The sequence below is a fragment of the Cellvibrio sp. genome (assembly GCF_039207905.1).
In the GTDB taxonomy this organism is placed as follows: domain Bacteria; phylum Pseudomonadota; class Gammaproteobacteria; order Pseudomonadales; family Cellvibrionaceae; genus Cellvibrio.
Map to the genome: position 1 here is coordinate 1 of NZ_JBCECX010000032.1, position 26,588 is coordinate 26,588.

At 50.4% G+C, this 26,588-nt stretch carries 20 protein-coding genes; 13 read left to right on the plus strand and 7 right to left on the minus strand.

What is annotated here, in order from left to right:
• Both AAGC78_RS16805 and secD read left to right on the plus strand, forming a co-directional pair.
• On the plus strand, positions 1–289 hold a 289-nt coding region (locus AAGC78_RS16805), incomplete at its 5' end, for a hypothetical protein (protein ID WP_435785257.1).
• Between the two features lie 82 nt (positions 290–371).
• Positions 372–2,669, plus strand: a complete 2,298-nt coding sequence (gene secD, locus AAGC78_RS16810) for a protein translocase subunit SecD (RefSeq protein ID WP_435785258.1) — start codon at positions 372–374, stop codon at positions 2,667–2,669.
• Positions 2,670–2,746: 77 nt separating this feature from the next.
• Here the strand turns inward: secD and AAGC78_RS16815 are convergent, their stop codons facing one another.
• The 5 genes from AAGC78_RS16815 to AAGC78_RS16835 form a co-directional block, all read right to left on the minus strand.
• Positions 2,747–3,310: a PA14 domain-containing protein gene (locus AAGC78_RS16815; RefSeq protein ID WP_435785259.1), complete on the minus strand. Its 564-nt coding sequence runs from the start codon at positions 3,308–3,310 to the stop codon at positions 2,747–2,749.
• A gap of 1 nt (position 3,311) precedes the next feature.
• Positions 3,312–4,814 carry a phospholipid carrier-dependent glycosyltransferase gene (locus AAGC78_RS16820; protein WP_435785260.1) on the minus strand — a complete coding sequence of 501 codons (1,503 nt, stop codon included), beginning with the start codon at positions 4,812–4,814 and terminating at the stop codon, positions 3,312–3,314.
• 37 nt (positions 4,815–4,851) lie between these two features.
• Positions 4,852–5,625, minus strand: coding sequence for a ThuA domain-containing protein (locus AAGC78_RS16825; protein ID WP_435785261.1), 774 nt, complete (start codon positions 5,623–5,625; stop codon positions 4,852–4,854).
• A 150-nt stretch (positions 5,626–5,775) separates the two neighbouring features.
• Entirely contained in the window at positions 5,776–6,612 is an 837-nt protein-coding gene (gene xdp1, locus AAGC78_RS16830) for an exosortase-dependent surface protein XDP1 (protein ID WP_435785262.1), read from the minus strand.
• 296 nt (positions 6,613–6,908) lie between these two features.
• Positions 6,909–8,219, minus strand: coding sequence for a cation:proton antiporter (locus AAGC78_RS16835; RefSeq protein ID WP_435785263.1), 1,311 nt, complete (start codon positions 8,217–8,219; stop codon positions 6,909–6,911).
• 210 nt (positions 8,220–8,429) lie between these two features.
• Here AAGC78_RS16835 and AAGC78_RS16840 point away from each other — a divergent pair, with 210 nt between their 5' ends.
• Entirely contained in the window at positions 8,430–9,395 is a 966-nt protein-coding gene (locus tag AAGC78_RS16840) for a hydrogen peroxide-inducible genes activator (RefSeq protein ID WP_435785264.1), read from the plus strand.
• A 16-nt stretch (positions 9,396–9,411) separates the two neighbouring features.
• Complete coding sequence (locus tag AAGC78_RS16845; protein WP_435785265.1) at positions 9,412–10,932, plus strand: tryptophan halogenase family protein; 1,521 nt, start codon at positions 9,412–9,414, stop codon at positions 10,930–10,932.
• Between the two features lies 1 nt (position 10,933).
• Here AAGC78_RS16845 and AAGC78_RS16850 read toward each other — a convergent pair whose 3' ends face one another.
• A complete protein-coding gene (locus tag AAGC78_RS16850; RefSeq protein ID WP_435785266.1) occupies positions 10,934–12,082 on the minus strand; it encodes a flagella assembly protein FlgT middle domain-containing protein in 1,149 nt (382 codons plus the stop codon).
• Positions 12,083–12,249: 167 nt separating this feature from the next.
• On the opposite strand from AAGC78_RS16850, the gene AAGC78_RS16855 reads away from it, so the two are divergent.
• The 6 genes from AAGC78_RS16855 to AAGC78_RS16880 all read left to right on the plus strand — a co-directional run bounded on the left by AAGC78_RS16855 (position 12,250) and on the right by AAGC78_RS16880 (position 22,751).
• Positions 12,250–12,714 carry a hypothetical protein gene (locus AAGC78_RS16855; protein ID WP_435785267.1) on the plus strand — a complete coding sequence of 155 codons (465 nt, stop codon included), beginning with the start codon at positions 12,250–12,252 and terminating at the stop codon, positions 12,712–12,714.
• 272 nt (positions 12,715–12,986) lie between these two features.
• Entirely contained in the window at positions 12,987–17,438 is a 4,452-nt protein-coding gene (gene gltB, locus AAGC78_RS16860) for a glutamate synthase large subunit (protein ID WP_435785268.1), read from the plus strand.
• Positions 17,439–17,459: 21 nt separating this feature from the next.
• A complete protein-coding gene (locus tag AAGC78_RS16865) occupies positions 17,460–18,878 on the plus strand; it encodes an FAD-dependent oxidoreductase (RefSeq protein ID WP_435785269.1) in 1,419 nt (472 codons plus the stop codon).
• Positions 18,879–19,028: 150 nt separating this feature from the next.
• Positions 19,029–20,096 (plus strand): uroporphyrinogen decarboxylase, encoded by a 1,068-nt coding sequence (hemE, locus tag AAGC78_RS16870; RefSeq protein ID WP_435785270.1) that lies wholly within the window; start codon positions 19,029–19,031, stop codon positions 20,094–20,096.
• A gap of 248 nt (positions 20,097–20,344) precedes the next feature.
• Positions 20,345–21,712: an HD-GYP domain-containing protein gene (locus AAGC78_RS16875; protein WP_435785298.1), complete on the plus strand. Its 1,368-nt coding sequence runs from the start codon at positions 20,345–20,347 to the stop codon at positions 21,710–21,712.
• A 283-nt stretch (positions 21,713–21,995) separates the two neighbouring features.
• Positions 21,996–22,751 carry a TerC family protein gene (locus AAGC78_RS16880; protein ID WP_435785271.1) on the plus strand — a complete coding sequence of 252 codons (756 nt, stop codon included), beginning with the start codon at positions 21,996–21,998 and terminating at the stop codon, positions 22,749–22,751.
• An 85-nt stretch (positions 22,752–22,836) separates the two neighbouring features.
• Here AAGC78_RS16880 and asd read toward each other — a convergent pair whose 3' ends face one another.
• A complete protein-coding gene (asd, locus tag AAGC78_RS16885) occupies positions 22,837–23,688 on the minus strand; it encodes an archaetidylserine decarboxylase (protein ID WP_435785272.1) in 852 nt (283 codons plus the stop codon).
• Between the two features lie 199 nt (positions 23,689–23,887).
• On the opposite strand from asd, the gene AAGC78_RS16890 reads away from it, so the two are divergent.
• The 3 genes from AAGC78_RS16890 to AAGC78_RS16900 all read left to right on the plus strand — a co-directional run bounded on the left by AAGC78_RS16890 (position 23,888) and on the right by AAGC78_RS16900 (position 26,571).
• Positions 23,888–24,277: a DUF6488 family protein gene (locus AAGC78_RS16890; protein WP_435785273.1), complete on the plus strand. Its 390-nt coding sequence runs from the start codon at positions 23,888–23,890 to the stop codon at positions 24,275–24,277.
• Between the two features lie 388 nt (positions 24,278–24,665).
• Positions 24,666–25,829: a lytic polysaccharide monooxygenase gene (locus AAGC78_RS16895; RefSeq protein WP_435785274.1), complete on the plus strand. Its 1,164-nt coding sequence runs from the start codon at positions 24,666–24,668 to the stop codon at positions 25,827–25,829.
• Positions 25,830–25,920: 91 nt separating this feature from the next.
• Entirely contained in the window at positions 25,921–26,571 is a 651-nt protein-coding gene (locus AAGC78_RS16900) for a hypothetical protein (RefSeq protein ID WP_435785275.1), read from the plus strand.
• The last annotated feature ends 17 nt before the right edge of the window (positions 26,572–26,588 follow it).

Here is a 26,588-nt window from a genome sequence, read left to right on the forward strand (position 1 = left end):
GCATGGTGTTTATGATCTTGAGCGCAGTAATGTTGTGGCTGCTCAGGATATTCCACTGCATGCCAGCGGTGATTATTCACCAAGCGTCAAACGATTTTACTCTCGCCATCAAGATTCTCACTCGCCGCTCAAACACTTTGATCCACACAGCGATTTTCCTTCTACAGAATTAAGTAATTTTTTGCCGGTAATTTTCTCGTCGGCAACAAATTTCTACAAATATTACCCAGCTCTCTGCTTGCATCAACTGCAAGCCCTCAATGCCCCGCGCGCGCCACCGCTCGTTTAATTAATCCTGCTTAAAAACAACGTAATTATTTTTTTGCTTTCCTTTCTTGATTGAAAGTCGGGGGCATAGTGGAGTATTAGCGATGAAAACACTTTTTTCGCGGGCGCTTGTTTATGGCCTGATTATTTTATTTGGATTACTTTGTGCTTTACCAAATGTGCTACCGGATTCGGCGTTAGAAAAGTTACCAGCTTGGTACACGCAAAATGAAATAACCCTGGGGTTGGATTTACGCGGTGGTTCGCACTTGTTGTTGGAGGTTGATACCAGTGATCTGGTGCGCAATAAAAATCCAGCCTTGCATGAAAAAATAATACAGGATGCAGTCGAACAAAGCGTAGAAGTCGTGCGCCGTCGCCTGGATGAAACCGGCATGGTAGAGCCGCTGATTTCCCGGCAGGGAACGGACGGCATAGTTGTGCAATTGCCGGGCGTTAGTGATCCGCAGCATATCCGCACTTTATTGGGTACTACTGCACGCATGACATTTCACTGGGTCGCAAATGAAAAGTCAGCCATGTATACCAAGGTCATTTCAGTGCAAAGTGATTCTCCCGCAGAGAACTATCCGCTGGAGGAGCGGATTGCATTGGAAGGCAAACATATTAGCGATGCGCGTTTGGCATTTAATCAGGAAACGGGAGAGCCAGTTGTTAATTTCAGATTAGATGGTGAAGGCGCGCGTCGTTTTGGTGACATGACCAAAAATAATATTGGTCGTGCGCTCGCCATAGTGTTGGACGATAGAGTGATCACTGCTCCTGTTATTCGCAGCGCAATTCAAGGCGGCAGTGGAGAAATTAGTGGCAGCTTCACCAGTGAGAGTGCAAATGATTTAGCTTTGTTGTTGCGTGCAGGCGCGTTACCCGCACCCTTGAATGTTATTGAAGAGCGTACGGTCGGCCCCGATTTAGGCAGCGATGCAATCTCCATGGGTATTAGCACTGGCATTCTTGGTGCCTTGTTAGTGTTGGCGTTTATGGTGGGTATTTATGGGCGTTGGGGATTTACTGCCTGCGTTGGCCTTGCGCTAAATATTGGCCTGACGTTTGGGGTATTGGGATTGCTCGGCGCAACGCTGACGCTGCCCGGCATTGCCGGTTTTATTTTAAGTATCGGTATGGCGGTGGATGCCAATATTTTAATTAACGAACGCATCCGCGAGGAAACCCGGCGCGGAAAAGCAGCAATGGCAGCGCTGCGCGCAGGTTTTGATCGTGCTTACAGTACTATTCTCGATTCCAATGTCACCTCCCTTATTGCAATCAGTTTGTTATTTTTATTTGGCAGTGGACCAGTGCGCGGATTTGCAGTGACTATGGCGGTGGGCCTATTAATCTCGATGTTCACGGCGATTTCTTTTACGCGCTTGGTAATGGAATGGCGTGTAGAAAAATTGGGTCGGCAGCCGCTGATTATCTCGGGCATAAAATGGCTGGATACTATCAGCGAAAATACTATTCCATTTTTGCGTGCGCGCTTTTTCGGTTTATTGGTCTCGGCGATTTTATCGTTTGCATCGCTATTTTTATTATTTAACCCGGGGCTGGATTACGGTATTGATTTTAGTGGCGGTACTGTTGTGGAAGTGAGTGCGCCTCACGCCACTATCACCGACTTACGCGGCGCATTTAAAGGCGAAAATACAGCGGTAGCAATTCAGGAGTTTGGTGCAGAAGGGCATTATTTAATGCGTTTACCTATGGTGTCAACGGAAGATGTTGCGAGCGGAGACAGCGTACAAAAAGTAAAAGCTGCGGTGTTAGCCATTTCTCCCGAGGCAGAGTTTCCGCGTGTTGAAATGGTAGGCGCACGGGTGAGTGGCGATTTTGGTGATGCAACTATCCTCGCTATTATTTTAGCCGGACTAGGAATGCTGGGGTATTTGTGGGTGCGTTTTGAATCGCATTTTGCGCTAGCTGCAACACTTACGCTTGCTTTGGACTTGACGAAAACGATTGGCTTTTTTGTACTGGCGGGGGTTGAATTTAATCTCACTGCTGTGGCTGCATTGTTAGCGCTGATTGGTTATTCGGTGAATGATAAAGTGGTTGTGTTTGATCGCATCCGCGAAAATTTGCGCAACACTCCCGATAAACCGCTGGTGCAATTGCTCAATGAAAGTATTACTTCAACGCTCACTCGTACAGTGTTTACCTCGGTCACTACTTTTCTCGCGCTTTTGCCCATGGCTGTTGCAGGCGGTAGTGCGGTGGCCAGTTTTTCTTTGCCGATGTTGTTCGGCATTGTGATAGGAACCAGTTCATCAATTCTTATCGCTGCACCTATAGTGCTGTGGTTGGGCGAGCGACGAATGCGCAAAGGGCTGGGGCAGGTGCGGTCTGCACTAACGAGTGAGAATGTAGATGATTTGCCGTGACTAATTAATGTGGTGCAAGGTTGAAACAAAAACGCCGGCAATTGCCGGCGTTTTTTGTATGGCAATAAAACAGTCTGTCAGAATTTAACGTTGTCAGAATCTTCACCGAACCAGCGCTGCTTTTCATCACCGCGCGCATACTCCACAGTGAAACCGGAATTACCGAAGCCCTGGAAGTAGGAGACGTGTACCTGATGTTCGCCTTCATTTAAAAATACCATGCAAGGCTGAACACTGTAGGGGCGATCACCAAGGTGTTCACAAATCAGTTTTCCATCAATGCTCAGCGAAAAACCGTCATCACTGCCAACCATAAAGCGATAGTTGTCTGACTTTTTGACGGTAATTTTGTGATCAACATCGACGAAGAAGTCATCGCTGTAAGTCGCAATATTGCCAAGCTTTGGATGGCTGAAGCGGCTTTTATCCAGCAGGTTTAACCGGTCAATCATTACCTCGCGGGTAAATTCAATATCGCGCTGCTGATAAATATTGCCGATGCTTACGCGGTTTTTACTGATAACCAACTTAACAACCGGGTCGACAGTTACCGGCGTAATACGCACCAAAATAATAATGACCACCAATGCGATGAGCGCGGTGAAAATACTATTTTTATTAAGAAAGTTCTGAATGTTCATCTTATCTCACCACCTGCAATTTCCAGAAGCTGAACCAGTTGCGCAGCTCGAATTGGTCTTCAGTTAAACCAAAACCGTAGGTGAAAGGCGAGAAAAATGCGAACACGCCGATTACCAGCAGCGCAAACAAGCTGGCGTTGATGATGGTATGTTTGTTGTTGGCAATGACTTCATCACGGTAGATGTAATTAAATACCAGGGCGAGATTGACCGCGCCAAACATAAGTGCGATCAAATAGTGGTAGAGATACATTACCCGCTCGATTTGCAGCACCGCGATCATGTAGCAGATATACAGCCCGGTAAACGCGCAAATCCAATAAAACAGTCGCTCATCTTTAACAGGATTGTTGTAAACAAAGCGGCCAATGATTAATCCAGACGATAAAACAATTCCCGCAATCACCGACAACCATACAATCGGATTCCCGATTAAATATTTATATTGGGTGACTGTTTTACCATCGACAGTATTTTTGTCCCAGCGATAACTAATGGTTTTGCTGCTGAGCGGCCAGTTCATCACATAGCTGCCATTTTCATCGGGTTTACATTCGTCGAGGCGCGGAACTCCATCGGCGTATTCAGACATGAATTTCCAGTTGTCGCGCATGCCCAATGAAAAGGTTTTGAGTGACCAGGTTTCGCCCATGCGAATTTGGTTGAGATATTCTGGTGATGCTTTGTAGGTGCGCTCTTGATAGACCTGACTACCCAGGCCGATATGGATATAAAACACACCGAAAAACGCGATGGCAACGGGAATAACACCGGAGGGCACTGTGGTTGCCAAGCGCTTTAGCAATACCTGCCAGTTCCAGCTTTTAATATTTTGCCATTGATCCACCAGATACAGCATCGCGAGCAGCAGTACCAAAATGGCCGCAGTCACTTTTACCGTAATGCCTAAACCTACTACTAATCCAATGATGGCGTAATCTTTTAATTGGATTGGTCTTTTCTGGTTAATAAATGCAGTCACTGTTCGAGCGAAATAATAAAGTGCTCCTAGAATAAAAAAGAGCTGTATGCCGTCGAGATGCGCTGCGCGGGAATGGATGACCAGCGCGTTATCAAAAATCACCATGCTGGTGAATGCCGCTGCTAACCAGGCTCGTTGGGTGATGCAATTGATAATGCCGTAAAAAAATAACACTGAAAGCGCCATCATTACTGTTGATGGCCATCGAAATCCTTTATACGTCATTTCTGGCGGTGCGTTGTCGCCGGTCAAATAATCGGTTTCCAGCAATTTGGTTTTATTGACGTTTTCGTTGCCGCCAAACCAAACCTCCCCCACCGCCATGAGCAATTTGCCCAGTGGTGGATGGGGCTCCATATACATCACACCATCAACATATTTTTGCGCGTTAGGGACGTGGTAATTTTCATCCCAAAACATTGCCTGTGGTGATCCGTAATACGGAAAATAAATGCTGAGCGACACCACCAAAATAAGGGCGGGATAAATAAACCTTGCATAGGTCTTAAGGAAATTTTTCATAATATTTTTTAGTTTTGTATAAGATGAAAGTCAGGAATTATTTTTTGCGCAAACCTTTACCGGTTGCTGCCCAATAAAGCCCACCATAAATGTGTTCAAGAAAGAGTTTGTCACTATAGGTGGCGGGCATGTGGCCGAGAGCGGTGTAAAACGCGCGGCCGCCGTCATAATTGTGATACCAGGCGATGGGATGGAATTTGCCCATGCCCTTTGTTTCTTTCTCGCCCCACTTGGCGGAAGGATCAAAGGTTTGCTCATCGACCGTTAAAATATAATTCAGTCCCTCAATGCGCTCTGCGCCAAATTCATACCATTCATCAGTCCATAAGAAGCGATCTGGCATGCGTTCAACGCCGGGAAATTTGCGATTGGTAACAGTCAGTTCCGCTGTTTGAATTGCTGGGTGGATATGAAATGTGCGGCCGACCATTTTGGTGTACCAGTCCCAGTCGTATTCGGTATCAGATGCGCTATGAATGCCGACGAAGCCTTTGCCGGAGCGGATAAAGCGTTCCATGGCCGCCTGTTGCTCGTCATTGAGGATATCGCCTGTGGTTAACAGGAAAATGACAGCCTGGTATTTTTTTAACTTTTCATCGTTGAAAATGCTCGCATCTTCATGCCAGTCGACGGCGAAATGATGGCGCACGGCAAGCTTGCGCACCGCATCAACTCCCTCATTGACCGATTCATGGTGAAAACCACTGGTTTTGGTAAAGAGCAATACATTGAATTGTTGCGCTTGGGCACTAAGTGCTGTGCAAAAGAATGCGCAGGCCAGTACAAGGGATGAAGCGATTCGTTTTGACATACATTTACCTCGCAGATGGATTGTTATTGTTGTGCCTGTTTTCTTATTATCTTTTTTATAACCGGCGCCATCATAAGCGATACAAATATATAGGCAATAAAAAAGGGCGCTGAAGGCGCCCTTTTTGGTTTGGATTACTGCTTGTGAGAACTAGGCAGCGCGACGGCGCACTACGCCTAAACCGATCAAGCCTAATGCCAACAGTAACAGTGAGCTTGGCTCAGGCACTTTCACTACCGGTGGGCGCTCAACGCTCACGCCTTTGACTTTAAAGTAGTCATTGCCGTTGCTGAGGTTTTTATTTGAGCCAGTGAAGCCGCCCAGTTTATCGTTGTAAGCACCTACCAACCAGTATTGGGAAGTAATGCCTGTGGAATTTACGTTGCCATTGTTAGAGCCGTAATCCACGTTGTAATAGTTGCCCGCGGACTGCCAGCCATTACCAATCAGGTCTTCCCATTTTTTGCCAAGCAGGGAGCTGGAGTTGAAGGTTGTACCAGTGAAGGCAAGGAGCGATATATCGCTGTCACCGCTGATCCACCCCAAGTCGATGCTCAGAAGCTTAACGACTTCATCGAACGAGAGTAGGAGCATATCGAAATCGCCCCCTTCGTTATCAACTGCATGGTTTGGCGAGTCAGTCTTTTCAACACCAAGACCATCCCACTTGCCTACATATTCCTGTTCGATACTTGTGACAACTGATGTTGTTGTCACTGCTGCGTTCCAGGATGTGCAATTACCACGGCGATCTTTCTTCGCACAGGTTTTGGGGGTGGTTACGGTTTTAGTTCCGTAAGACCAGCCCGTAACTGCCAAACCTAAATCACTTTTTTCGTAGTTGTATTGCTTTGCGTAAGTACTGTTAAAAATACCAGTGCGAGAGTTAGGTGAAGTCAGGTCGATAGTGATTGCACCTGCGTGTGCAATGCCGCTGAAGCTGAGAGCGATTACAAGACCTGAGAGTAAGTTTTTGATGGTGCGCATAATTAGAGTCCATGAGTGGTTGTCTTCAGCCTCTGCTGAATTACATGCCTAAAGGCAATTAGTGCGCCAAATTTGTAAGTTATTGATTCTGTTGTGTGATGCTGTTCTCGCTTTTTCGTGGCGTCATAAATTTGTAAAAACAATCGACGGTTTTTATGTGTGTGGGGATATTGGCGCCAAAGTTGCGTTATTTTGATAGTGAATAACGCGACAGAAAACGCGATGTGATCGAAATAAAAAAGCCCGACATGAGTCGGGCTAAAGGGCTTTCTTAAAGGAGAAGAAAGGGGTTTTTATCAAGCCGTTTGGGGTTTGGTCTCGATTGGTTGCGGTTCTTGTTCTTCTGCGTCTACGGCCGCCAGTTCGCCGGTTTTCCGTGCATGCTTGCCGTACACGAGTTCAAACAGTGGTGATGCCATCAAGGTAGTGACAATCGCCATCAATACCATGATTGAGAACAGGGCTGGGCCAATCACGCCCGCTTGCAAGCCGATATTGATGATGATCAGTTCCATCAATCCACGTGCGTTCATCAATGCGCCTATGCCCATGGCGGTACGGTTGTCCGCGCCGCACAGACGAGCTGCGCCCCAGCAGGCAACACCTTTGGCGACGATTGAGCCAACCAGAATTACCGCTGCGATAGCGAGCAATTCAATGTTGTTCACCATGGTCAATTGTGTGTTCAAGCCAGAGTAGGTGAAGAAGATTGGAATCAATACGATGACGACAAAGGGTTCCAATTGACGCTTGATCTCTTGGGTCAGTTTGCCGCGTGGCATTACTGCACCGAGCAGGAAGCCACCGAAAACCGCGTGCAGGCCAATCGCATCTGCAGTAAAGGCAGACAGCATGAATGCCATCAGGACCAGGGCAAAGATGGTTGGGCTGAGGGTTGCTTGTTTCTCGGCGGCGCGAGCCAGTGGGGCGAGGATTTTTGGCGCAACCAGAATCATAAAGGTCGCGAAGATGATACCGCCAACAATTGTTTTAACTGCCAATTCAGCACCAGCGCCGAAGGTGGCCAACACAATCGCAAGTACACACCATGCGCCTGCATCATCGATTGCGCCTGCAGACAAGGAGAGCGTGCCCAGTTTGGTTTGGCTTAATCCGCGCTCATGGATAATGCGCGCCAACATCGGGAATGCGGTGATCGCAATACATGCACCCATAAACAAGGTTGCGCTAAAGGTAGTGGCTTTCTCGGAGAAGAGGCCGGGCACAGTGAGCAGCCAAGGGGTTATTGCAAGCGCAACGAGAAATGGCGCCGCCATTCCAGATATGGAAACCGCCGCTGCACTTTTGAAGTTGGATTTAAAGTGATCGCCACGGAAGCCCAGTCCCACCAGGAACATGTACATGCCGACGCCCAGCTGTGCGCCAACGTAGAGCACGCCTTTCATCTCGGTTGGGAATACAGTTTTTTGTAGTTCTGGCAACAAAAGGCCAAACAGTGATGGCCCGAGAATTACACCGGCGATCATCTCACCGACAACTTGGGGTTGATGCAAATACTTCTTCCCGATCCAACCGACGAGACGGCAGGCGGCGAGAATGATGAACATTTGCAGGAAAAATACGACCGATAATTGAGCAATTGGCATAACGCACCTACTGATAATTTTTATAGTGTTTTATTGGAGAAATAAGAACTGTCGAAAAGACGGTGAGCCCGTCGCACTTTTTACGTGAGCGGGTGAATCGGGGGCAATTCTGACGCCATAGATTTTATCTATAGTCTTTTAGGGAGGGCGCTTTACCTGAGGGGCTGCAAAAGGGCACACTGGCGTCATTATCTGACTTTTGGGATTTCCATGACCCTGACCGAGCTGCGCTACATCGTTATTCTGGCGGAAGAAAATCACTTCGGGCGTACGGCCGAGCGCTGTCATGTGAGCCAGCCGACCTTGAGTATTGCCGTCAGGAAGCTTGAGGAGGAGCTGGGCATCGAATTATTCGAGCGCACTAAAACCAAAGTTCAGCCAACGCTTTTGGGTGAGAAAATTGTTGCCCAGGCAAAACTGCTGTTGGCTAATACGGCTGCGATTAAATCACTCGCCGACGCTGGTAAAGATCAGCTCAATAGCCCGCTGGCACTGGGAACTATTTTCACTATGGGACCCTACCTTCTACCGCAGTTGATTCCGCATCTGAAAAAGCAGGCGCCGAACATGTCGCTCTTTGCGCAAGAGGATTTCACCGAGAGTCTGCGCAAAAAACTGCGCGATGGTGCATTGGATGCAATTTTGGTCTCGCTACCCTTTAGTGAATCTGATGTTGTCACCCAGGAGTTGTTCAGTGAGCCGTTGGTGGTGCTGATGCCGCAAAACCATCCGCTTGCGCGTAAAGATGAAATTGCAATAGCCGATATTGCTCGCGATGATTTATTGCTGATGGGTGAGGGGCATTGCCTGCGTGAGCAAGTATTGTCGCTCTGCCCTGAATGGCGCGAGCCGGGTAGTGATGGTCAGGTGGTGCGCAAATTCACCGAGGGCAATAGTTTGGAAACAGTGCGCTATATGGTGGCGGCTGGTTTGGGGGTGAGCATTTTGCCGCGCTCTGCGGCGGAGAGTAATACTTGTGCACCACTTAAGTTGGTCGCACGGCCACTCGTCGGTGCAAACCGCAAATTGGCCTTGGCTTGGCGGGCGAGCTTTCCCCGTCACAAAGCCATCGATGTGCTGCGCAAGTCCATCCAGTTTTGCAGTGGCGCCTATTGGAATTTTACAACTGAACCAGATTCCGCAGAGCAGACTATGCTTCCGATACAGCGCTGGTAAATGTTGGGATGTCGTTATGAGTGCAAGTATGAATCCACTTAAAAAAATCGTCGTGTTGGGTGGTGGTACATCCGGCTGGATTGCTGCATCCATGTTGGCTGCGCATCTCAAACGCGAGTTGTGTGAAATTGAATTGGTTGAGTCGGAAGAAATTTCATCGATTGGTGTGGGTGAATCCACTATCCCACCCGTGGTGCGATTGATCACCAGCTTGGGCATTGATGAAGAAGAGTTTATTCGCGAGACCCAGGCCTGCTACAAATTGGGCATTAAATTTGTTGATTGGAAAGCAAAAAACGAATCCTATTTTCACCCCTACGGTACGCTGGGCAAACGCATTAATTCGCAGGATTTTTACCAGTGCTGGCTCAAGGCGACTATGGAGGGTGAGCAATACAATTTACAGGATTTTTCTCCCTGCGCCGTGATGGCCGCGCAGGAGCGTTTTTTCCCACCGTCGCAGGCGATGAATACACCGATTGGCGGCGCGGGATATGCGGTGCATTTGGATGCAAAATTGGTGGCGGCTTATTTGCGTCGCTACGCGGAAGCGCGCGGCGTGGTGCGCAGTGAAGGCAATTGTGTTGATGTGCTGCGCAAAGAAAATGGTTTTATCGATGCGCTGGTGCTGTCGGACGGGCGCAAAATTCACGGCGATTTTTTTATCGATTGCTCCGGCTTTAAAGCGCTGTTGATTGAAAAATCCATGGGCGTTGCGTTTGACGATTGGTCAAAATATTTACCCTGCGATCGCGCTATAGTCGTAAAAACCCAAGTGGCAGGTTCGCGCATGCCTTACACCACCGCGACCGCGCGCAAAGCTGGTTGGGCGTGGCGTATTCCGCTGCGCAATGGCACCGGTCATGGTTACGTCTATTCCAGTAAATTTTGCAGCGATGCCGAAGCAAAAACGACCTTGTTAAAAAATCTGGATGCACCGCGCATCAATGATCCGCGAGTGATTCATTTTAATACCGGGCGTCGTACAGAATTTTGGAAGGACAATTGCCTTGCAGTTGGTTTGTCGGGCGGATTTATTGAGCCGCTTGAGTCCACTGCGATTCATTTAATTGCGCGCGGGATGGATTTCTTTTTGCGCTTTTTCCCCGATGCGGATTGTGAGCCGAGTTTGCAGCGCGAATACAATCGGCGCATGGGTGCGGATTACGAAGAGGTGCGCGATTTTATTGTATTGCACTACTGCGCAACTGAGCGCGACGACAGCGAATTCTGGCGCTGGTGTAAAACGATGGAGTTGCCCGAGTCGCTGCGTGAGCGCATCGAGCTGTTTAAAGGCCACGGTATTTTGCGTGAAGATAACGATGAATTATTTCGTAGCACCAGTTGGCAATCAGTATTTGAAGGGATGGGAATTCGCCCGCAAAAATACAGCCCGCGGGTCGACAATCTCGATTTTGAGCAGATCAATGAAACTTTAAAGCTCGCGCGCTCAGCCATTCTCAATATGGTGAAGAGTTTGCCTACGCACGACGATTATCTCGCGGAGCACTACGGCTCCGAAGCTCCCGGCAAATAAGTTATTCGCTTACCGCCAAATAGCTACCGTTGAGGTAGCTCCCACCTTCAACCACTGCGATGCTGTGCGAGGGATATACCTCGCTCAAATGCAGGCGTGTGTCGCGCTTTACCAGGCGCGTGTCGGCCACTTGATAGTCAGTGTTTGAGCCAACCACAATCACTTGGTACAAGTGCAAATTATCGCCCGCATGCAAACCGTTATTCGCGCCGCCGTGCAATAAAATTTGCGCCTGCCCTGGTGCGCTATCGATTGTTGCCATAAACGGTTGGCAGTGAATTACTTGGGCTAATTCCTGGCTGATTTTATCGGTGAGTGCAACAACCTGCTTTCCATATGGCGTGTTGAAAAAAGCCGCCGAATCAAAACCAACGGGTTTGCGTTGGTTCCAGATGCCAGTAGTTACATAGTGTTTGTTAAATAATAAATCGCCGGTAAATCCATCGCGCAACTGCACGTCCATGCTCAGAGTGCGAGTGCGCTTATCAAATTTTTCAATGCCGGAAATATCGTGAAATGCATTGGCGGTGCGGCGGTAGAGATTGGGGGCGTAAGTGGTTTCCGGTGTGTCCATCGCCATATCGTAAATGGTGCCGCTCAGCACAAATTGCGTGCGCGCTTGTCGGGCGATTTTTTGCGCGTGCTGCTTTAGTTGCGCTTCGGTGAGGTTGGTTGCTGCGAATCCTTGTTGCAATACCGATGGCCCAATCGATTGATATTGTTCGCTGAGCTGCGCGCGGATTAATTCCGGCACGCCGGATTCGGCCGCAAATAAATTCCCGGCATTGGCCGTTTGCTGTGAGTTGCGCAGGAAGCGGGTAATCACCAGGGATTTTTGCAAGTTGTCGTGGCTGCGGCTTTGGTCAGGGCATTGGCCTCGGCCCAGGTAGCTTGTCGGTTGTGCTGTTACCGCGATATCCGGTGCGATGGCGGGGGATGAGCCTGGCTGGGATGTGTTTGGAGGTGTGTTTGGCAGCTCGGCAGTGCCTACGATCACGCCTGGCGTGTTGGCAGGAGCGGTTGTGCTTTTGGGCTTGTAGGCGATGTCATCCGGCACAATTGAGTTGGCGCCCAAAGCTGAACTCGCGCCCAAAATGCAGGTCAACAGCAGTCCATAACCCAGGCTGGTGTGGCGGTTGGATGAACCCATGGTAGGCTCCGGCGTTAAACGCGTGTAGTGTATGCGGAAAGATAAATAGCTATGGCTAGTTTGTCGGCTGTCAGCATGGATTCTTTAATCGGATGTGTAATGTGTTTGCCGGTAACGGTAGCGCCACAAAATTGATAAATAATGAAAACCGGATGTGGGATTTGTGCATGAAGAAACTGCTGATTCTGATGCTAATAGCTGCGGGCGTGATGAGCCTCGCTGGCTGCGGAACCTCGGGACGCAATTACGTCGATACCGAAATGGTAGAGACGCTGGAGGTGGAGATCCTGCCCAATACCAGCAAAATGTTTACCTATCGCCTGCGCTGGCCTGAAGAGCATATTCCTAATCATGTCCAGGTCGCGCGCAGCGGTGGCAGTCCGGGGCGGGATTTTGCCCGCGGCGGTGTCGATATGGGGCGCGGTACTTATGATCGCCTGCTCGAAAACACGGCTTATGTGGTCGAGCATGCCGGATATTGCCGGGAAGGATTTTTTGAGTTGGATCGCAGCATCTCCCGCTATCACCTATGGGTGCGCGGTGAGTGCAAAGACAGTGCAAGCGACGCTGACCAACAGGCATTCGGCGGCAAACAAACCCTGACGCGCGAGCGCTGGGGTAAATCTTCCTGATCTGCCAAGCGCCGTCCGGTGGTCGGATGGCGCAATAAATTCGGTAGTCCCAGCTGATTTTTGCACCGATCTGGCTCATAATTCTACATCTGTAACCCCTTTGCTTGTCTTGCCAATACCCCTCTAAGCGGGTAATATCCTGCGCCCATTTGCCCAGCCCCTACACCTCAGGGGCTTTTTTGTCTGGGATGTGATTTGGCGCGGCTTTCGCATGAGCCTTGCCTCTACTTGCAGCACATTCCGTGATAGTGATTTTTGTTGAGAATCAGCCTATGACCACTGGCCTCTACCAGATAGACGAGTTTAAAGATAACTGCGGTTTTGGTTTGATTGCCCATTTAAAGGGCAAGACCAGCCATCGTCTGCTTACAACGGCGATCGAAGCCCTGACTTGTATGACCCACCGTGGGGGCATCAATGCAGACGGTAAAACCGGTGACGGTTGCGGCCTGTTGATCCAGAAGCCGGACAGCTTTTTGCGTGCTGTCGCGAAGGAAGCCTGTGGTGTTGAGCTGACCTCTATTTACGGCGTGGGCGCGATTATGCTCAGCCGCGAGCCTGCTGTTGCCGATAAAGCGCGCGCAATTGTGGCGGAAGAATTGACTGCCCAAGGCCTGATCGTGGCTGGCTGGCGCGAAGTGCCGGTTGATCCGACGTGCCTCGGCCCAATCGCCATGCGCTCGCTGCCTGCGTTTAATCATTTGTTCGTAAACAACCCTGACCTCACCATTGAAGAGGTTAACTCCAAGTTGTTTATGGCGCGTCGCAAGGCTGAAATTCGCCTGCAAGACGACAAGACTTTCTATGTGTGCAGCCTGAGCACCGGGATTCTCTCCTATAAAGGATTGATGATGCCGGTCGATCTGCCGCGTTTCTTTTCTGACTTGGCTGACGAGCGTCTGGAAACCGCGATCTGCGTGTTCCACCAGCGTTTCTCTACCAATACCTCGCCGCGCTGGCCATTGGCCCAGCCATTCCGCATGCTCGCGCACAACGGTGAGATCAATACCATTGTGGGTAACCGCAACTGGTCGGTAGCGCGTACCCCTAAATTTGTGACGCCACTGCTGCCGGATTTACACAGCGTGACTCCGCTGGTTAACCGTACCGGTTCTGACTCATCAAGCCTGGATAACATGCTTGAAGTGCTGGTGTTGGGTGGCATGGAGTTACACCGTGCGATCCGTATGCTGGTGCCGCCGGCATGGCAGAACGTGGAGAACATGGACCCGGATCTGCGTGCGTTCTACGAATACAACTCCATGCATATCGAGCCGTGGGATGGCCCCGCTGGCTTGGTAATTACCGATGGTCGCTACGCGGTATGTACCCTTGACCGTAACGGTCTGCGTCCGTCCCGTTGGGTTATCACCAAAGACGATATGATCACCGTGGCCTCGGAAGTGGGCGTGTACGCCTATGATCCGGCTGACGTAGTGGCAAAAGGGCGTCTTGGCCCTGGCCAGATTATGTCGATCGACACCCTGACTGGCACCTTGCATAGAACCCAGGATATCGACAACCAGCTGAAAGCAACCCAGCCCTATAAAAAGTGGCTGAAAGAGCGTGCGCTGCGGATCGAATCCACCCTGAATACCGATGCCAAAGAAAATGGTATCGACGGTATCGCGCTCAAAGCCAACATGAAAATGTTCCAGGTGAGCTTTGAAGAGCGCGACCAGTTATTACGTCCCTTGGCTGAAGGTGGTCAGGAAGCAGTTGGCTCCATGGGTGACGATACCCCTATGGCGGTCTTGTCGCGTCACCAGCGTTCACTGTATGACTATTTCCGTCAGCAATTTGCGCAGGTAACCAACCCGCCCATCGACCCGCTGCGTGAAGCGATTGTAATGTCGCTGGAAACTTGCCTTGGTCGTGAATTGCCGGTCTATGACGAGCTGCCAGAGCATGCGGATCGCGTGATCCTCAGCTCACCGATCCTGTCGCCGGAGAAATTCCGCGGCTTGATGAATTTGAATCGCCCCGGCTATGAAGTGGCGAAGTTCTCGCTCTACTACAACGCCGAGCAGACCAACCTGAAATCTGCATTGGTTAAGCTGTGCGATGACGTAGCTGCTGCCGTTAAATCCGGCAAAGTGCTGATGGTACTGAGCGATTACGGCTTTGAAAAAGGTCTGTTGCCAATCCCGGCATTGCTGGCGGTAGGTGCTGTTAACCAGCATTTGACCAACGTTGGCCTGCGTTGCGATGCCAACCTGATCGTTGAAACCGGCAGTGCGCGCGATCCGCACCAGATTTCTGCTTTGATTGCCTACGGTGCGACGGCGGTATATCCGTTCCTGAGCTACTACGTACTCAACGACCTGATCGAAACCGGCGAACTGCTGAGCGATGTGGATACCGCGTACAAAAACTATCGCAAAGGTATCGATAAAGGCCTGCTGAAAATTCTCTCCAAAATGGGGATTTCCACTATTACCTCTTACCGTAGTGCCCAGTTGTTTGAAGCGATTGGTCTGTCGGAAGAAGTGGTTTCCATGTGCTTTGAGAGCACGCCGTCCCGTGTGGCCGGTGCGCGTTTTGAAGATCTGGAAGCTGACCAAAAGATTCTGGCGCAAACAGCTTGGCTGGAGCGTAAGCCAATCGTACAGGGCGGTCTGCTCAAGTACGTACACGGTTCTGAATATCACGCTTATAACCCTGACGTGGTGCAATCGCTGCAGCGCGCGGTACAGAGCGGTAATTACGCCCTGTGGCGCAACTATGCCGATCTGGTGAACAAGCGCCCGGTGGCGATGCTGCGCGATCTCTTGGCGATTCGCGAGGATGCCTGCACACCTGTGCCGTTATCGGAAGTTGAGCCGATCGAAAGCGTCATCAAGCGTTTCGACTCAGCCGGTATGTCGCTCGGTGCTTTGTCACCTGAAGCACACGAAGCTTTGGCTGAAGCCATGAACCGTTTGGGTGGCCGCTCCAACTCCGGTGAAGGCGGTGAAGATCCGGCGCGTTACGGTACGGTTAAATCGTCCAAAATCAAGCAAGTGGCCTCAGGCCGTTTTGGTGTGACACCGGCTTATCTGGTGAACGCCGAAGTACTGCAAATTAAAGTCGCCCAGGGTGCAAAACCCGGTGAAGGTGGTCAGCTGCCTGGCGGTAAAGTGAATGCGTTGATCGCGCGTCTGCGTCACTCGGTTCCCGGCGTGACCCTGATTTCGCCACCGCCGCATCACGATATTTATTCGATCGAAGACCTGGCGCAGCTGATTTATGACTTGAAACAAGTCAATCCTGCCGCATTGGTATCGGTGAAGTTGGTATCGCGTCCAGGTGTGGGTACTATCGCTGCTGGTGTGGCGAAAGCTTACGCCGACTTGATCACTATCTCCGGTTATGACGGTGGTACAGCGGCGAGCCCGTTAACCTCGATTAAATATGCCGGTTCGCCGTGGGAATTGGGCTTGTCCGAAACCCATCAAACCCTGCGTGCTAACGACCTGCGCGATAAAGTGCGCGTACAGGCGGATGGTGGTTTGAAAACCGGTTTGGACGTTGTCAAAGCAGCAATGCTGGGTGCAGAAAGCTTCGGTTTTGGTACCGGCCCGATGGTTGCGCTCGGTTGTAAATACCTGCGTATCTGCCATTTGAATAACTGTGCGACCGGTGTTGCTACCCAACAGGACAAACTGCGTAAAGACCATTACATCGGCACCGTTGAAATGGCGATGAACTTCTTCAAGTTTGTTGCTGAAGAAACCCGTGAGTGGATGGCGCGTTTAGGCGTGCGCAGCTTGGGTGAGTTGGTTGGCCGTGTTGATCTGCTCAAGATCCTCGAAGGTGAAACCACCAAGCAACAACAATTGGATTTAAGCCCGATCATCTATACCGATGATTATTTGGCAACCAAGCCGCAGCTGTGTGCTGTTGCTAAAAACGAGCCGTTCGATAAAGGTGAAACTGCTGAGGCGATGGTGAACGTATTGTTGCCAACGATTGAAGCTAACACCGGTGGTGAGTTTGAGTTCCATATCACCAACTGCGACCGTTCAATCGGTGCGCGTATCAGTGGTGAAATCGCCAAGCGCTACGGCAACCACGGTATGGCTGACAAGCCGCTGAAACTGAAACTCACCGGTATTGCTGGCCAGAGCTTTGGTGTGTGGAATGCGGGCGGCCTGGATATGTACCTTGAAGGCGATGCTAATGACTATGTCGGTAAAGGCATGGCTGGCGGCAAGTTGGTGATTCGTCCACCGCGCACCTCCGAGTTCAAGTCCAACAAAACCAGCATCATGGGTAATACCTGTTTGTATGGTGCGACTGGCGGTAAGTTGTTCGCTGCCGGTACTGCAGGTGAGCGTTGTGGCGTGCGTAACTCCGGTGCCCATGTGGTAGTGGAAGGTGCGGGCGATCACTGCTGTGAATATATGACTGGCGGTGTAGTGACTGTATTGGGTCAAACCGGCGTTAACTTCGGTGCAGGTATGACTGGCGGTTTTGCCTACGTGCTCGACGAAGCCAATGATTTCGTAGATCGTTATAACCACGAATTGGTGGATATCCACCGTATCAACACTGAGGCATTGGAAGCCCATCGCAACCACCTGCGTACTGTTATTGAAGAGTTCACGCAGGAAACCGAGAGTGCATGGGGCCAACACCTGCTCGACAACTTCGATGACTACATCGGCAAGTTCTGGCTGGTAAAACCCAAAGCGGCGTCTTTGGGCAGTTTGTTGGTTAGTTTCCGCAAGCGCGGCGAATAAGGCCTGGGTGAGGAGAGATCTATGTCAGCACGTTTAAACAATGACTTTCAATTTCTCGATGTGGGTCGTCAAGACCCCGCCAAGAAAGATATCGAAACCCGCAGACATAAGTTTGTGGAGATTTACCAGCCTTTTGCCAAAGAAGAAGTGGAAGGCCAATCGCACCGTTGCCTTGAATGCGGCAACCCTTATTGCGAGTGGAAGTGCCCGGTGCACAACTTCATCCCTAACTGGCTGAAGCTGATTTCGGAAGGCAATATTTTTGAAGCGGCGGAGTTGAGCCATCAAACCAACTCCCTGCCGGAAGTCTGTGGCCGCGTGTGCCCGCAGGACCGTCTGTGTGAAGGCGCGTGTACGCTGAACGACGGTTTTGGTGCAGTGACTATCGGCAACGCCGAGAAGTACATTACCGACACCGCTTTCGCCATGGGCTGGAAGCCGGATATGTCCAAAGTTGTTTGGACTGACAAAAAAGTTGCCATCATCGGTGCGGGCCCAGCCGGTATTGGTTGTGCGGATGTATTGGTGCGCAACGGTGTTAAACCGGTCGTGTTTGATAAATACCCTGAGATCGGTGGCCTGCTGACTTTTGGTATCCCTGAATTCAAACTCGAAAAAAGCGTACTGAGCCGTCGTCGTGAAATCTTTACCGAAATGGGTATCGAATTCCGCCTGAATACCGAAGTGGGCAAAGACATCACCATGGAAGAATTACTGCGCGATTACGATGCAGTGTTCATGGGGATGGGCACCTACAACTACATGAAAGGCGGCTTCCCGGGTGAAGATTTACCCGGCGTTTACGATGCATTGCCATTCCTGATTTCCAACGTAAACCGCAACCTCGGCTTTGAAAAAGACGCGGCGGATTTCATCAGCGTGAAGGGCAAGAAAGTGGTTGTCCTCGGTGGTGGTGACACCGCGATGGACTGTAACCGTACTTCGATTCGCCAAGGCGCCAGCGGCGTAAGCTGTGCCTATCGTCGCGATGAAGAGAATATGCCCGGTTCCAAGCGCGAAGTAGCCAATGCCAAAGAAGAGGGCGTGCAATTCCTCTACAACCGTCAGCCAGTTGAAGTGGTTGGTAACGGTAAAGTGGAAGGCGTTAAGGTAGTGACTACCCAGTTGGGCGAGCCGGATGCTAAAGGCCGTCGCAGCCCGGTAGTGATCCCCGGTTCAGAAGAGATCCTGCCTGCCGATGTGGTGTTGATCGCCTTCGGTTTCCGCCCAAGCCCACAGCCATGGTTCGAAACCAATGGTGTTAAAACCAATGATTGGGGCGGTGTGATCGCGCCAGAGCATCAGCAATTCAAGTTCCAGACCACCAACCCGAAAGTGTTTGCTGGCGGTGATATGGTGCGCGGTTCTGACTTGGTGGTAACTGCTATCTGGGAAGGCCGCGAAGCCGCACAAGGTATTCTGGATTACCTCGAAGTTTGATCCATTCCGTGTTTTCGCATTGACCACACCGACGGTGATCGCTTAGTCTCCCGTCATCCAACAAGCCCCGCGATTGCGGGGTTTGTTTTATCTGGTAGAGCAAAATTAATTCGATTCAGTGATCGGGGCGTTAGCCTTGGAGATAGCACGATGACACAACTCAAAAACGACCGTTTCCTCCGCGCATTGCTTAAGCAACCGGTAGATGTCACTCCGGTATGGATGATGCGCCAAGCGGGCCGCTACCTACCTGAATATCGCGCATCGCGCGAAAAAGCGGGCGATTTTATGGGGCTGTGCACTAATCCCGAGGCTGCCTGCGAAGTCACTTTACAGCCGCTGGATCGCTATCCCGGTCTGGATGCTGCCATTCTCTTCTCCGATATCCTCACCATTCCCGATGCTATGGGATTGGGCCTTTATTTTGAAACCGGCGAAGGCCCCAAATTCAAGAAAGCGGTGCGTACTGAAGCGGATGTCAATGCACTCAAAGTCATCAATCCCGAGCAGGATTTGCCCTACGTCGTTAACGCCGTTAAAACCATTCGTCGCGAATTAAATGGTCGTGTACCGCTGATAGGTTTCTCTGGCAGCCCTTGGACCTTGGCGACCTATATGATCGAAGGCGGCTCCAGCCGCGATTTCCGTCGCGCCAAAGAAATGCTCTACAACCAGCCGCAGGTGATGCATCGTTTATTGGATGTGTTGGCTGACTCGGTTACCGTTTATCTGAACGCGCAAATTACTGCCGGTGCGCAAGCGGTGCAGATTTTTGATACTTGGGGCGGCGCGCTTTCCCATGCGGCCTATGAGGAGTTCTCGCTCAAATACATGCAGAAAATTGTGAGTGGGTTGATCCGCGAGCATGAGGGGCGTCAGGTTCCGGTAATCCTGTTCACCAAGGGCGGAGGCCAATGGTTGGAGGCGATGGCGGACACTGGCGCTACTGCATTGGGTTTGGATTGGACCACTGATATCGCTGCCGCGCGCGCGCGCGTCGGCAACAAAGTGGCCTTGCAGGGCAATATGGACCCGACTATTTTGTATGCATCACCGGAACGTATTCGCGCTGAAGTCGGCAGTATTCTTGCCGGTTATGGCGCAGGTTCAGGGCATGTTTTCAATCTGGGTCACGGTATTACCCCGGAAGTTGATCCAGCCCACGCTGGCGCATTTATCAACGCAGTGCATGAGCTGTCAGGGCAGTATCACCAGTAAGCCAGTTCCATACAGGTTTATTATTGAGCCTTTAATCCGCGAGCGCTGGCATGGCGCGTGTTTCTTGATTACACTCGACGCAATATCAAGGTTCTTTTTAGGAAGATTTAGAACCTGGTTAGGAAGATTTAGAGCCTGCCTCAGGTAGCTCGCGGAATTTGCAGATTCGCTTGCATGCCGGTTCATTACCGGCAAATCCCGATGACAAGGCTGATAACAAACACCCGCGGGTGATATGGGGAATAAGTGTGGGAATCAAGCAGGTTAAAGTTGACGTCAACGAGTTAACCATAGGCATGTATGTGTCGGGGCTGGATCGCCCTTGGTCACAAACTCCTTTTCCGTTGCAAGGTTTCTACCTGCGCGACTTGGGTGAAATCAATCAACTCAAAGCCCTGTGTAATTACGTTTTTATCGATATAGAAAAAGGCCGTGGCCCCATCGCGGCCAATTTGAAAACGCTTGCTCCTTCCGCTAAAAAGCCAACTACCCGCGAGCGAGTTAACTCATTCAACGAATCGGTCGCACCGCTTAAAATTCAGCGTGGTCTATATCGTCAGGTTGAACCTCTACAGCGCGAAGTTAAGAAGGCTCGCCAACTCCATCAGAAAGTCTACGGCGCTGTTGTAGAGGTGATGGATCAGCTCGAAAAGAACCAGCTGGATACCATGTCCCTCGGCGAAACCAAGCGTGTTGCCAGTGAAATGGTGGACAGCGTGTTACGTAATCCCGATGCCTTTACCTGGTTGTCGCGGGTACAGGAAAAAGACGAATACACCTACAGCCATGCGGTGCGTTCATCTGTGTGGGCGATTTTGTTTGGTCGACATATCGGTTTACCCAAGCGCGATCTCGATGTACTTGCCATGGGCGTGTTGTTAAAAGATGTCGGCAAAGTCATGCTCGATGTGGCATTGCTCTCCAAAGTGGAGCGCAGTGCGGAAGAAGAACAGCTGTATGAAACCTTTGTCGAATTAGGCTGCGAGATTTTGCGTAAAACACCGGGTGTCGAACCGCGGGTAATCAGCGTAGTAAAAACCCATTGCGAGCGCCTCAACGGCAGTGGCTTCCCGCAAGGATTGTCGGGCGATAAAATCCCTCTGCTCGGCAAAATTGCCGGTATTGTGACCTACTACGATTATGTAACCAATCCGCGCGGATCGCGCCATCCAATTGCTCCCTCCAAGGCGGTTGCCAAACTCTATGAGCTGCGCAATATCCAGTTTCAAGAGGAATTGGTGGTGGAATTTATTCGCGCTATTGGCCTATATCCCACTGGCACATTGGTTGAGTTGAGCACCGGTGAAGTTGCAGTAGTGGTGGAGCAAAACTTCGAGCGCCGGTTGAAGCCGCGTGTCATCGTCGTATTGGATGCCTACAAGCAACCGCTGGATGAATATCTGCTGCTCGATTTGTCGGAAGACGACAAACGCAAACAGGAACTGCTCGATTCCGGTAAAAAGACCCGCTATGAAATCGAAAAAATCGAAATTGCCCGCGACCTTGAACCTGGCAGTTACGATGTGGATATTTCCGGTATCCGCGATCACTATTTAATGAAAACGGAGAAGAAAGGATTAATGGCGTTGCTGAGCAAGTTGACCACGCGTAGTTGATTCGATTTTCACTATTTCTGCATCTAAAACCGCATGTGCCTGGCGCATGCGGTTTTTTTATGGCAGCTGACTTGGAAACTGACGCTTATGCCCCAAGGTTTCGCCAGAAGCCCTGTATTTACCGCGTTCGGCAGCATTAAAGTTGTTGCTTTTGGTCACTACGGACAATGTACAATCGGCGACCCTGGCTGACCCGAGCGTTAGCAGGATTCTTTTACGGCAATATCCACCGTCTTGCAGCCTTGGGGATGGATATTGTGTGCCTTTAATCAATGAGATTTGAATGATGTTTGAGTGGTTATCAAGCCCGGAAGCCTGGGTCGCCCTGGCAACACTGACGGCGCTGGAAATTGTATTGGGGATCGACAATATTATTTTTATATCGATTCTCGTAGGTCGCCTGCCAGAAAAGCAGCGTAAATTTGCGCGCAATGTTGGTCTTGGCTTGGCGATGATCACCCGCCTTGCGCTGCTGTTTTCCTTGGCTTGGATCATGGGCTTGGTTGAGCCGTTGTTTAGCGTGCTCGGGGAGGAAATTTCCGGGCGCGATATTATTTTGATCGGCGGTGGTTTATTCCTTATCGCCAAGGCGACCCACGAAATTCATGGCAGCCTTGAAGGTGCAGTGGAAGCCGAGCGCAATGTTGCCACTCATGGTTTGATGATTGTGCTGGCGCAAATCGCGATTCTCGATATCGTTTTCTCGCTCGACTCAGTCATTACCGCCGTAGGCCTGGTAAGCCAAGTGCCGATTATGGCAACGGCAATTATTATCGCTGTGGGTGTGATGCTGTTTGCGGCTAAGTCGATCGGTGATTTTGTTGATTCCCATCCGACAATCAAAATCCTGGCGCTATCATTCCTGGTGATTGTGGGCTTCACCTTGCTGGTAGAAGGCTTCGACGTTCATGTACCCAAAGGCTACATTTACTTCGCGATGGCCTTCTCGCTGGGTGTGGAAATGATCAATATTAAAATGCGCAAGCATCAGGATAAACCGGTAGAGCTGCGCAAAGATTATCCAGACGATAATGGCTAATTGTTTTGACCCTTGCAGATAATAAAAAGGCCAATCATTTGATTGGCCTTTTTATTTGCGTCAGATAATGATGCTTGTGCAGTAGTTAAATTTTTCTGCCCATCAGCTCACCCATTTTGGTCGGCGTACCCGCAACAAAATTTGTATCCCACTGCATTTTATTATTGGCAAATAAAATGACGGCAGTTGAGCCTAATTTGAAGCGGCCCATTTCATCACCTTTATTCAGCGTAATGTTCTGGTAGGGGTAGAGTGAGGTGGCGATATCGCGGCTGGCGAATGGCGCAATTTGGCCGTCCCACACAGTTTCAATTCCCGCCACAATCATTGCGCCAACTAACACCACTGCCATTGGGCCGATGTCGGTATCAAAAATTGCCACAGCGCGCTCATTGCGTGCGAATAAGCGCGGTACGTTTTTGGCGGTGACGGTATTTACCGAAAATAATTCACCGGGAATGCTCACCATGGAGCGCAGCTTTCCGCCGTAGGGCATGTGCACACGGTGATAATCGCGCGGCGACAAATACACGGTTGCAAAAGTGCCATCGGTAAACTCTGCTGCAAGGGCTTCATCGCCGCCGAGTAATTCCAGCGTGGTGTAATCCTGCCCTTTGGCCTGGAAAATCCGGCCATCTTTGATCGGTCCTAATTGGCTGATGGCGCCATCGGCGGGGCAGACAATTGAGTCAGCATCACTATTAATCGGACGGGCGCCGGGTTTTAGTGCGCGGGTGAAAAAATCATTGAAGCAGGCATAAGCGAGCGGATTTTCTTCCTGCGCGAGACTCATATCGACGTTGTAACGTTTTACAAACCAACTGATGAAATTATTTTTCAGGAATGAGTTTTCGGTGCTTGCCAACCAACCTGCGGCGCGTGAAAGGCCGTGTTGTGGTACTAGATGTTGCAAACGGATAAAGAGTTTGTCATTCATGTATCGTTATTGATCCCTGCATTGGCATAGTACTGATTGGAAAAAAGTACTGCCTGAAAATATGGATGGGCAGTGTAGCAAACTCACCGTGTTTGAGGGGAATCATCAATTGAAGGTTTTTGCTAACTGGGTCGTACCAATTGCAGCTAATTTTTGCTCGAATAGCCGGGCGAATAATCATTAAGGACAGGAGATAAAAATGAAGCGTCTGGCTCTGCTTGTCTGTGCCTCATTATTTTTATTAGTGGCTCCGATTTTATCGGCGCATGAAGGTCACGATCACACACCGGTCAGCATGAAAAAAGCAGTGGAAATCGCACTCGCCACTGTGCATGACTACAGCTTGAAACAACCACCTTTCGGTCTGCAATCGCTGGATAAAAGCTGGCGCGGTCTCCCGCAAACGGCCGCGCAAATTCATAAAAATGAGCTGGGCTATTATGTGGTCGGCGTTACCAATCCGCAGCAGGGCAAAACCTTGTATATCCGGATTTTATTAGATGCTTCTGTAACAGGTGCAAATTACACCGGTGAGTTCAGCGATGTATCGGGAAGCTCTCTTTCTGCCAGCTCTGCGCATTCGCACTAAGTTGTCGAATGGCGCCTCAGTATTCTAATTTTGGGTATTTATGACGATTTTATTTTTAAGTGGCGCCGTTTTTCTCGCTTGATTTGACAGCGCTGTCGCATGGGCGGAATATCCATCGCTCGGTCGTCCACTTGTCTACTGCGCACGTGGTTCTGTGGCGGAAACTGACAAGATAATAATAAAGATTTACCTGTGCTCTCTCCTATGATTTTGCCGTTCATAAGCACTCGCTGGACTTCTGATTGTGCATCGCCACCGGCGGTGCCCGAGGCAATGATTGCTTTTTATTCTGCCAAGTAATCGCGCTGCAATAAGGGCATGCCTGATGGCGACGGTGATTCCTGAATCCGGGAATCGTCTCTAAATCCGGTTAAGTGAGGACATCATAATGAATAAGACTTTTATCAAAAATAGCGGGCTGGGTGCAGTATTGCTGGCCTTCTCTGCCCTGAGTTTCGGTCACGGTTTTGTCGATAGTCCCGGCGCGCGCAATTACTTTTGCGGCAAGGTGACCAAGCCTGATCAAGTGCTCAACGGTACGGCGGCATACCCTGTGTGTGGCGATGCTTTTGCCAGCGACCCTAATGGTGGTTATTCCTACATGAGCGTGCTGACTCACCATCAGGGACGTAAAGTGTTGGGCCCTGTCTCTAAAAATGTCTGTGGTTTTGACAGTGAAACCTGGCAGGGCGGAAAAACGCCTTGGGACAATTCGATCAATTGGCCGGTTAACAATATCAATTCAGGATCGCAGGTATTCTCGTGGGATATCAGCAATGGCCCGCACTTTGATGACACCTCGGACTTCCGTTACTGGATTACCAAACCAGGGTTTGTCTATCAAGTTGGACGCGAGCTGACTTGGGCTGATTTTGAAGATCAGCCGTTCTGCGATCTGCCTTACAACGACGATAATCCCAGTGCTTATCCGAACGTGCGCGCCGAAAAGGCCAATGCGCATATCCACACCACCTGTACCGTACCAGCGCGTACCGGTCGCCATGTGATTTATGCGGAATGGGGTCGTGAACCGCCAACTTATGAGCGCTTCCATGGGTGTATCGATGTGCAAATTGGCGGTGGTGGAAATAGCTCGGTAGCGACAAGCTCCAGTCGTTCGAGCGTTGCCCCGATCTCATCTAGCCGTTCCAGCGTCGCGCCCAGTTCGTCGAGCCGTTCAAGCGTTGCACCGAGTTCGACTCCCGCCTCATCGACACCGGCTTCCAGTCGTTCATCCAGCAGCGTCGCCAACAACGCAGGCTTGAGCTGTACTTATGTGGTCAGCAATTCCTGGGGTACGGGATTTACGGGTGTGATTCGCGTGACCAACTCAGGCACCAGTGCGATTTCCGGCTGGACTGCGACCTGGCAATACGCGGGCAGTAACCGCATTACCAGCTCTTGGAATGCCAACCTGACTGGTACCAATCCTTACTCTGCAACTAACGTTGGTTGGAATGGTAGTTTGGGCGCAGGGCAGGTCGCTGAGTTCGGCTTCCAGGGCAATACCAATGGCGGCAGTGTGGAGACTCCAGCGGTTACTTGCCGTTAATTATCGTGATTTTTTGCTCCATGTGATTGAACGCATCAACAGGGGTCGCAAGATTCCTGTTGATGGTTCTGATAAATGTTTGAGGTGTTTTGTGAATCGACAAGATTCCAATCGTCCATTGTCGTTGTCGTTGTGGTTGATCTTGCTGGTACTGCCGATACTGGCGCTGGCGATTTATCTGCAAGTCAATAAAACATCACCGCAAATATCGTCCAAAAAAGATAGTGCAGAGACGATACTGGAAAACGTTGCCGCAAGTACGGCTCATCCCAAAGCGATTGTTTCAGCCGATACCAATCCTCGCGTTGTGAATACTCCAAAAGAATCCCCGTTATCAGCACCAACAGAGCCCGTCGGGTTAGATCCTGAGTCGGCCCGCGCCGCGGTACACAAAGTAGAAAATGGGGTTTATGAGCGAGCGACATTGATGTTTGAGCGGGAACCGGTTGATGTAGCTTGGGCCGGTACACATGAGCAGGCATTGCGCGATATGTTCTCGCAGCATCAGGGATTGCAGCGAGTGAGCGTCAATAGCATTAGCTGTCACACCAGTATGTGTAGGATTGAAGTGTTTACCTCGCGCGATGCCGATGCCGATTTTTTTACCGCCATGTTTTACGATGGCCTCGCCAATTTCCGCGATGGCGCCCTTAAAGCCGAAGCGGCAATTGCCCGGCGCATGGAGCTGGGAATGACCTCTGTCTATGTCGCGCGCAAGGATCACACTCTCGGCTTCTACTAGCTGTTCACACCGATAAA

Bases quoted from the DNA above. Each gene is read 5' to 3' on its own strand.
- AAGC78_RS16855 (WP_435785267.1), top strand. From the start codon at position 12,250: ATGAAGAAACTGCTGATTCTGATGCTAATAGCTGCGGGCGTGATGAGC.
- xdp1 (WP_435785262.1), bottom strand. From the start codon at position 6,612: ATGCGCACCATCAAAAACTTACTCTCAGGTCTTGTAATCGCTCTCAGC.
- AAGC78_RS16845 (WP_435785265.1), top strand. From the start codon at position 9,412: ATGAGTGCAAGTATGAATCCACTTAAAAAAATCGTCGTGTTGGGTGGT.
- AAGC78_RS16880 (WP_435785271.1), top strand. From the start codon at position 21,996: ATGATGTTTGAGTGGTTATCAAGCCCGGAAGCCTGGGTCGCCCTGGCA.
- AAGC78_RS16815 (WP_435785259.1), bottom strand. From the start codon at position 3,310: ATGAACATTCAGAACTTTCTTAATAAAAATAGTATTTTCACCGCGCTC.
- AAGC78_RS16840 (WP_435785264.1), top strand. From the start codon at position 8,430: ATGACCCTGACCGAGCTGCGCTACATCGTTATTCTGGCGGAAGAAAAT.
- AAGC78_RS16895 (WP_435785274.1), top strand. From the start codon at position 24,666: ATGAATAAGACTTTTATCAAAAATAGCGGGCTGGGTGCAGTATTGCTG.
- AAGC78_RS16825 (WP_435785261.1), bottom strand. From the start codon at position 5,625: ATGTCAAAACGAATCGCTTCATCCCTTGTACTGGCCTGCGCATTCTTT.
- hemE (WP_435785270.1), top strand. From the start codon at position 19,029: ATGACACAACTCAAAAACGACCGTTTCCTCCGCGCATTGCTTAAGCAA.
- gltB (WP_435785268.1), top strand. From the start codon at position 12,987: ATGACCACTGGCCTCTACCAGATAGACGAGTTTAAAGATAACTGCGGT.
- AAGC78_RS16865 (WP_435785269.1), top strand. From the start codon at position 17,460: ATGTCAGCACGTTTAAACAATGACTTTCAATTTCTCGATGTGGGTCGT.
- AAGC78_RS16890 (WP_435785273.1), top strand. From the start codon at position 23,888: ATGAAGCGTCTGGCTCTGCTTGTCTGTGCCTCATTATTTTTATTAGTG.
- AAGC78_RS16850 (WP_435785266.1), bottom strand. From the start codon at position 12,082: ATGGGTTCATCCAACCGCCACACCAGCCTGGGTTATGGACTGCTGTTG.
- asd (WP_435785272.1), bottom strand. From the start codon at position 23,688: ATGAATGACAAACTCTTTATCCGTTTGCAACATCTAGTACCACAACAC.
- secD (WP_435785258.1), top strand. From the start codon at position 372: ATGAAAACACTTTTTTCGCGGGCGCTTGTTTATGGCCTGATTATTTTA.
- AAGC78_RS16835 (WP_435785263.1), bottom strand. From the start codon at position 8,219: ATGCCAATTGCTCAATTATCGGTCGTATTTTTCCTGCAAATGTTCATC.
- AAGC78_RS16820 (WP_435785260.1), bottom strand. From the start codon at position 4,814: ATGAAAAATTTCCTTAAGACCTATGCAAGGTTTATTTATCCCGCCCTT.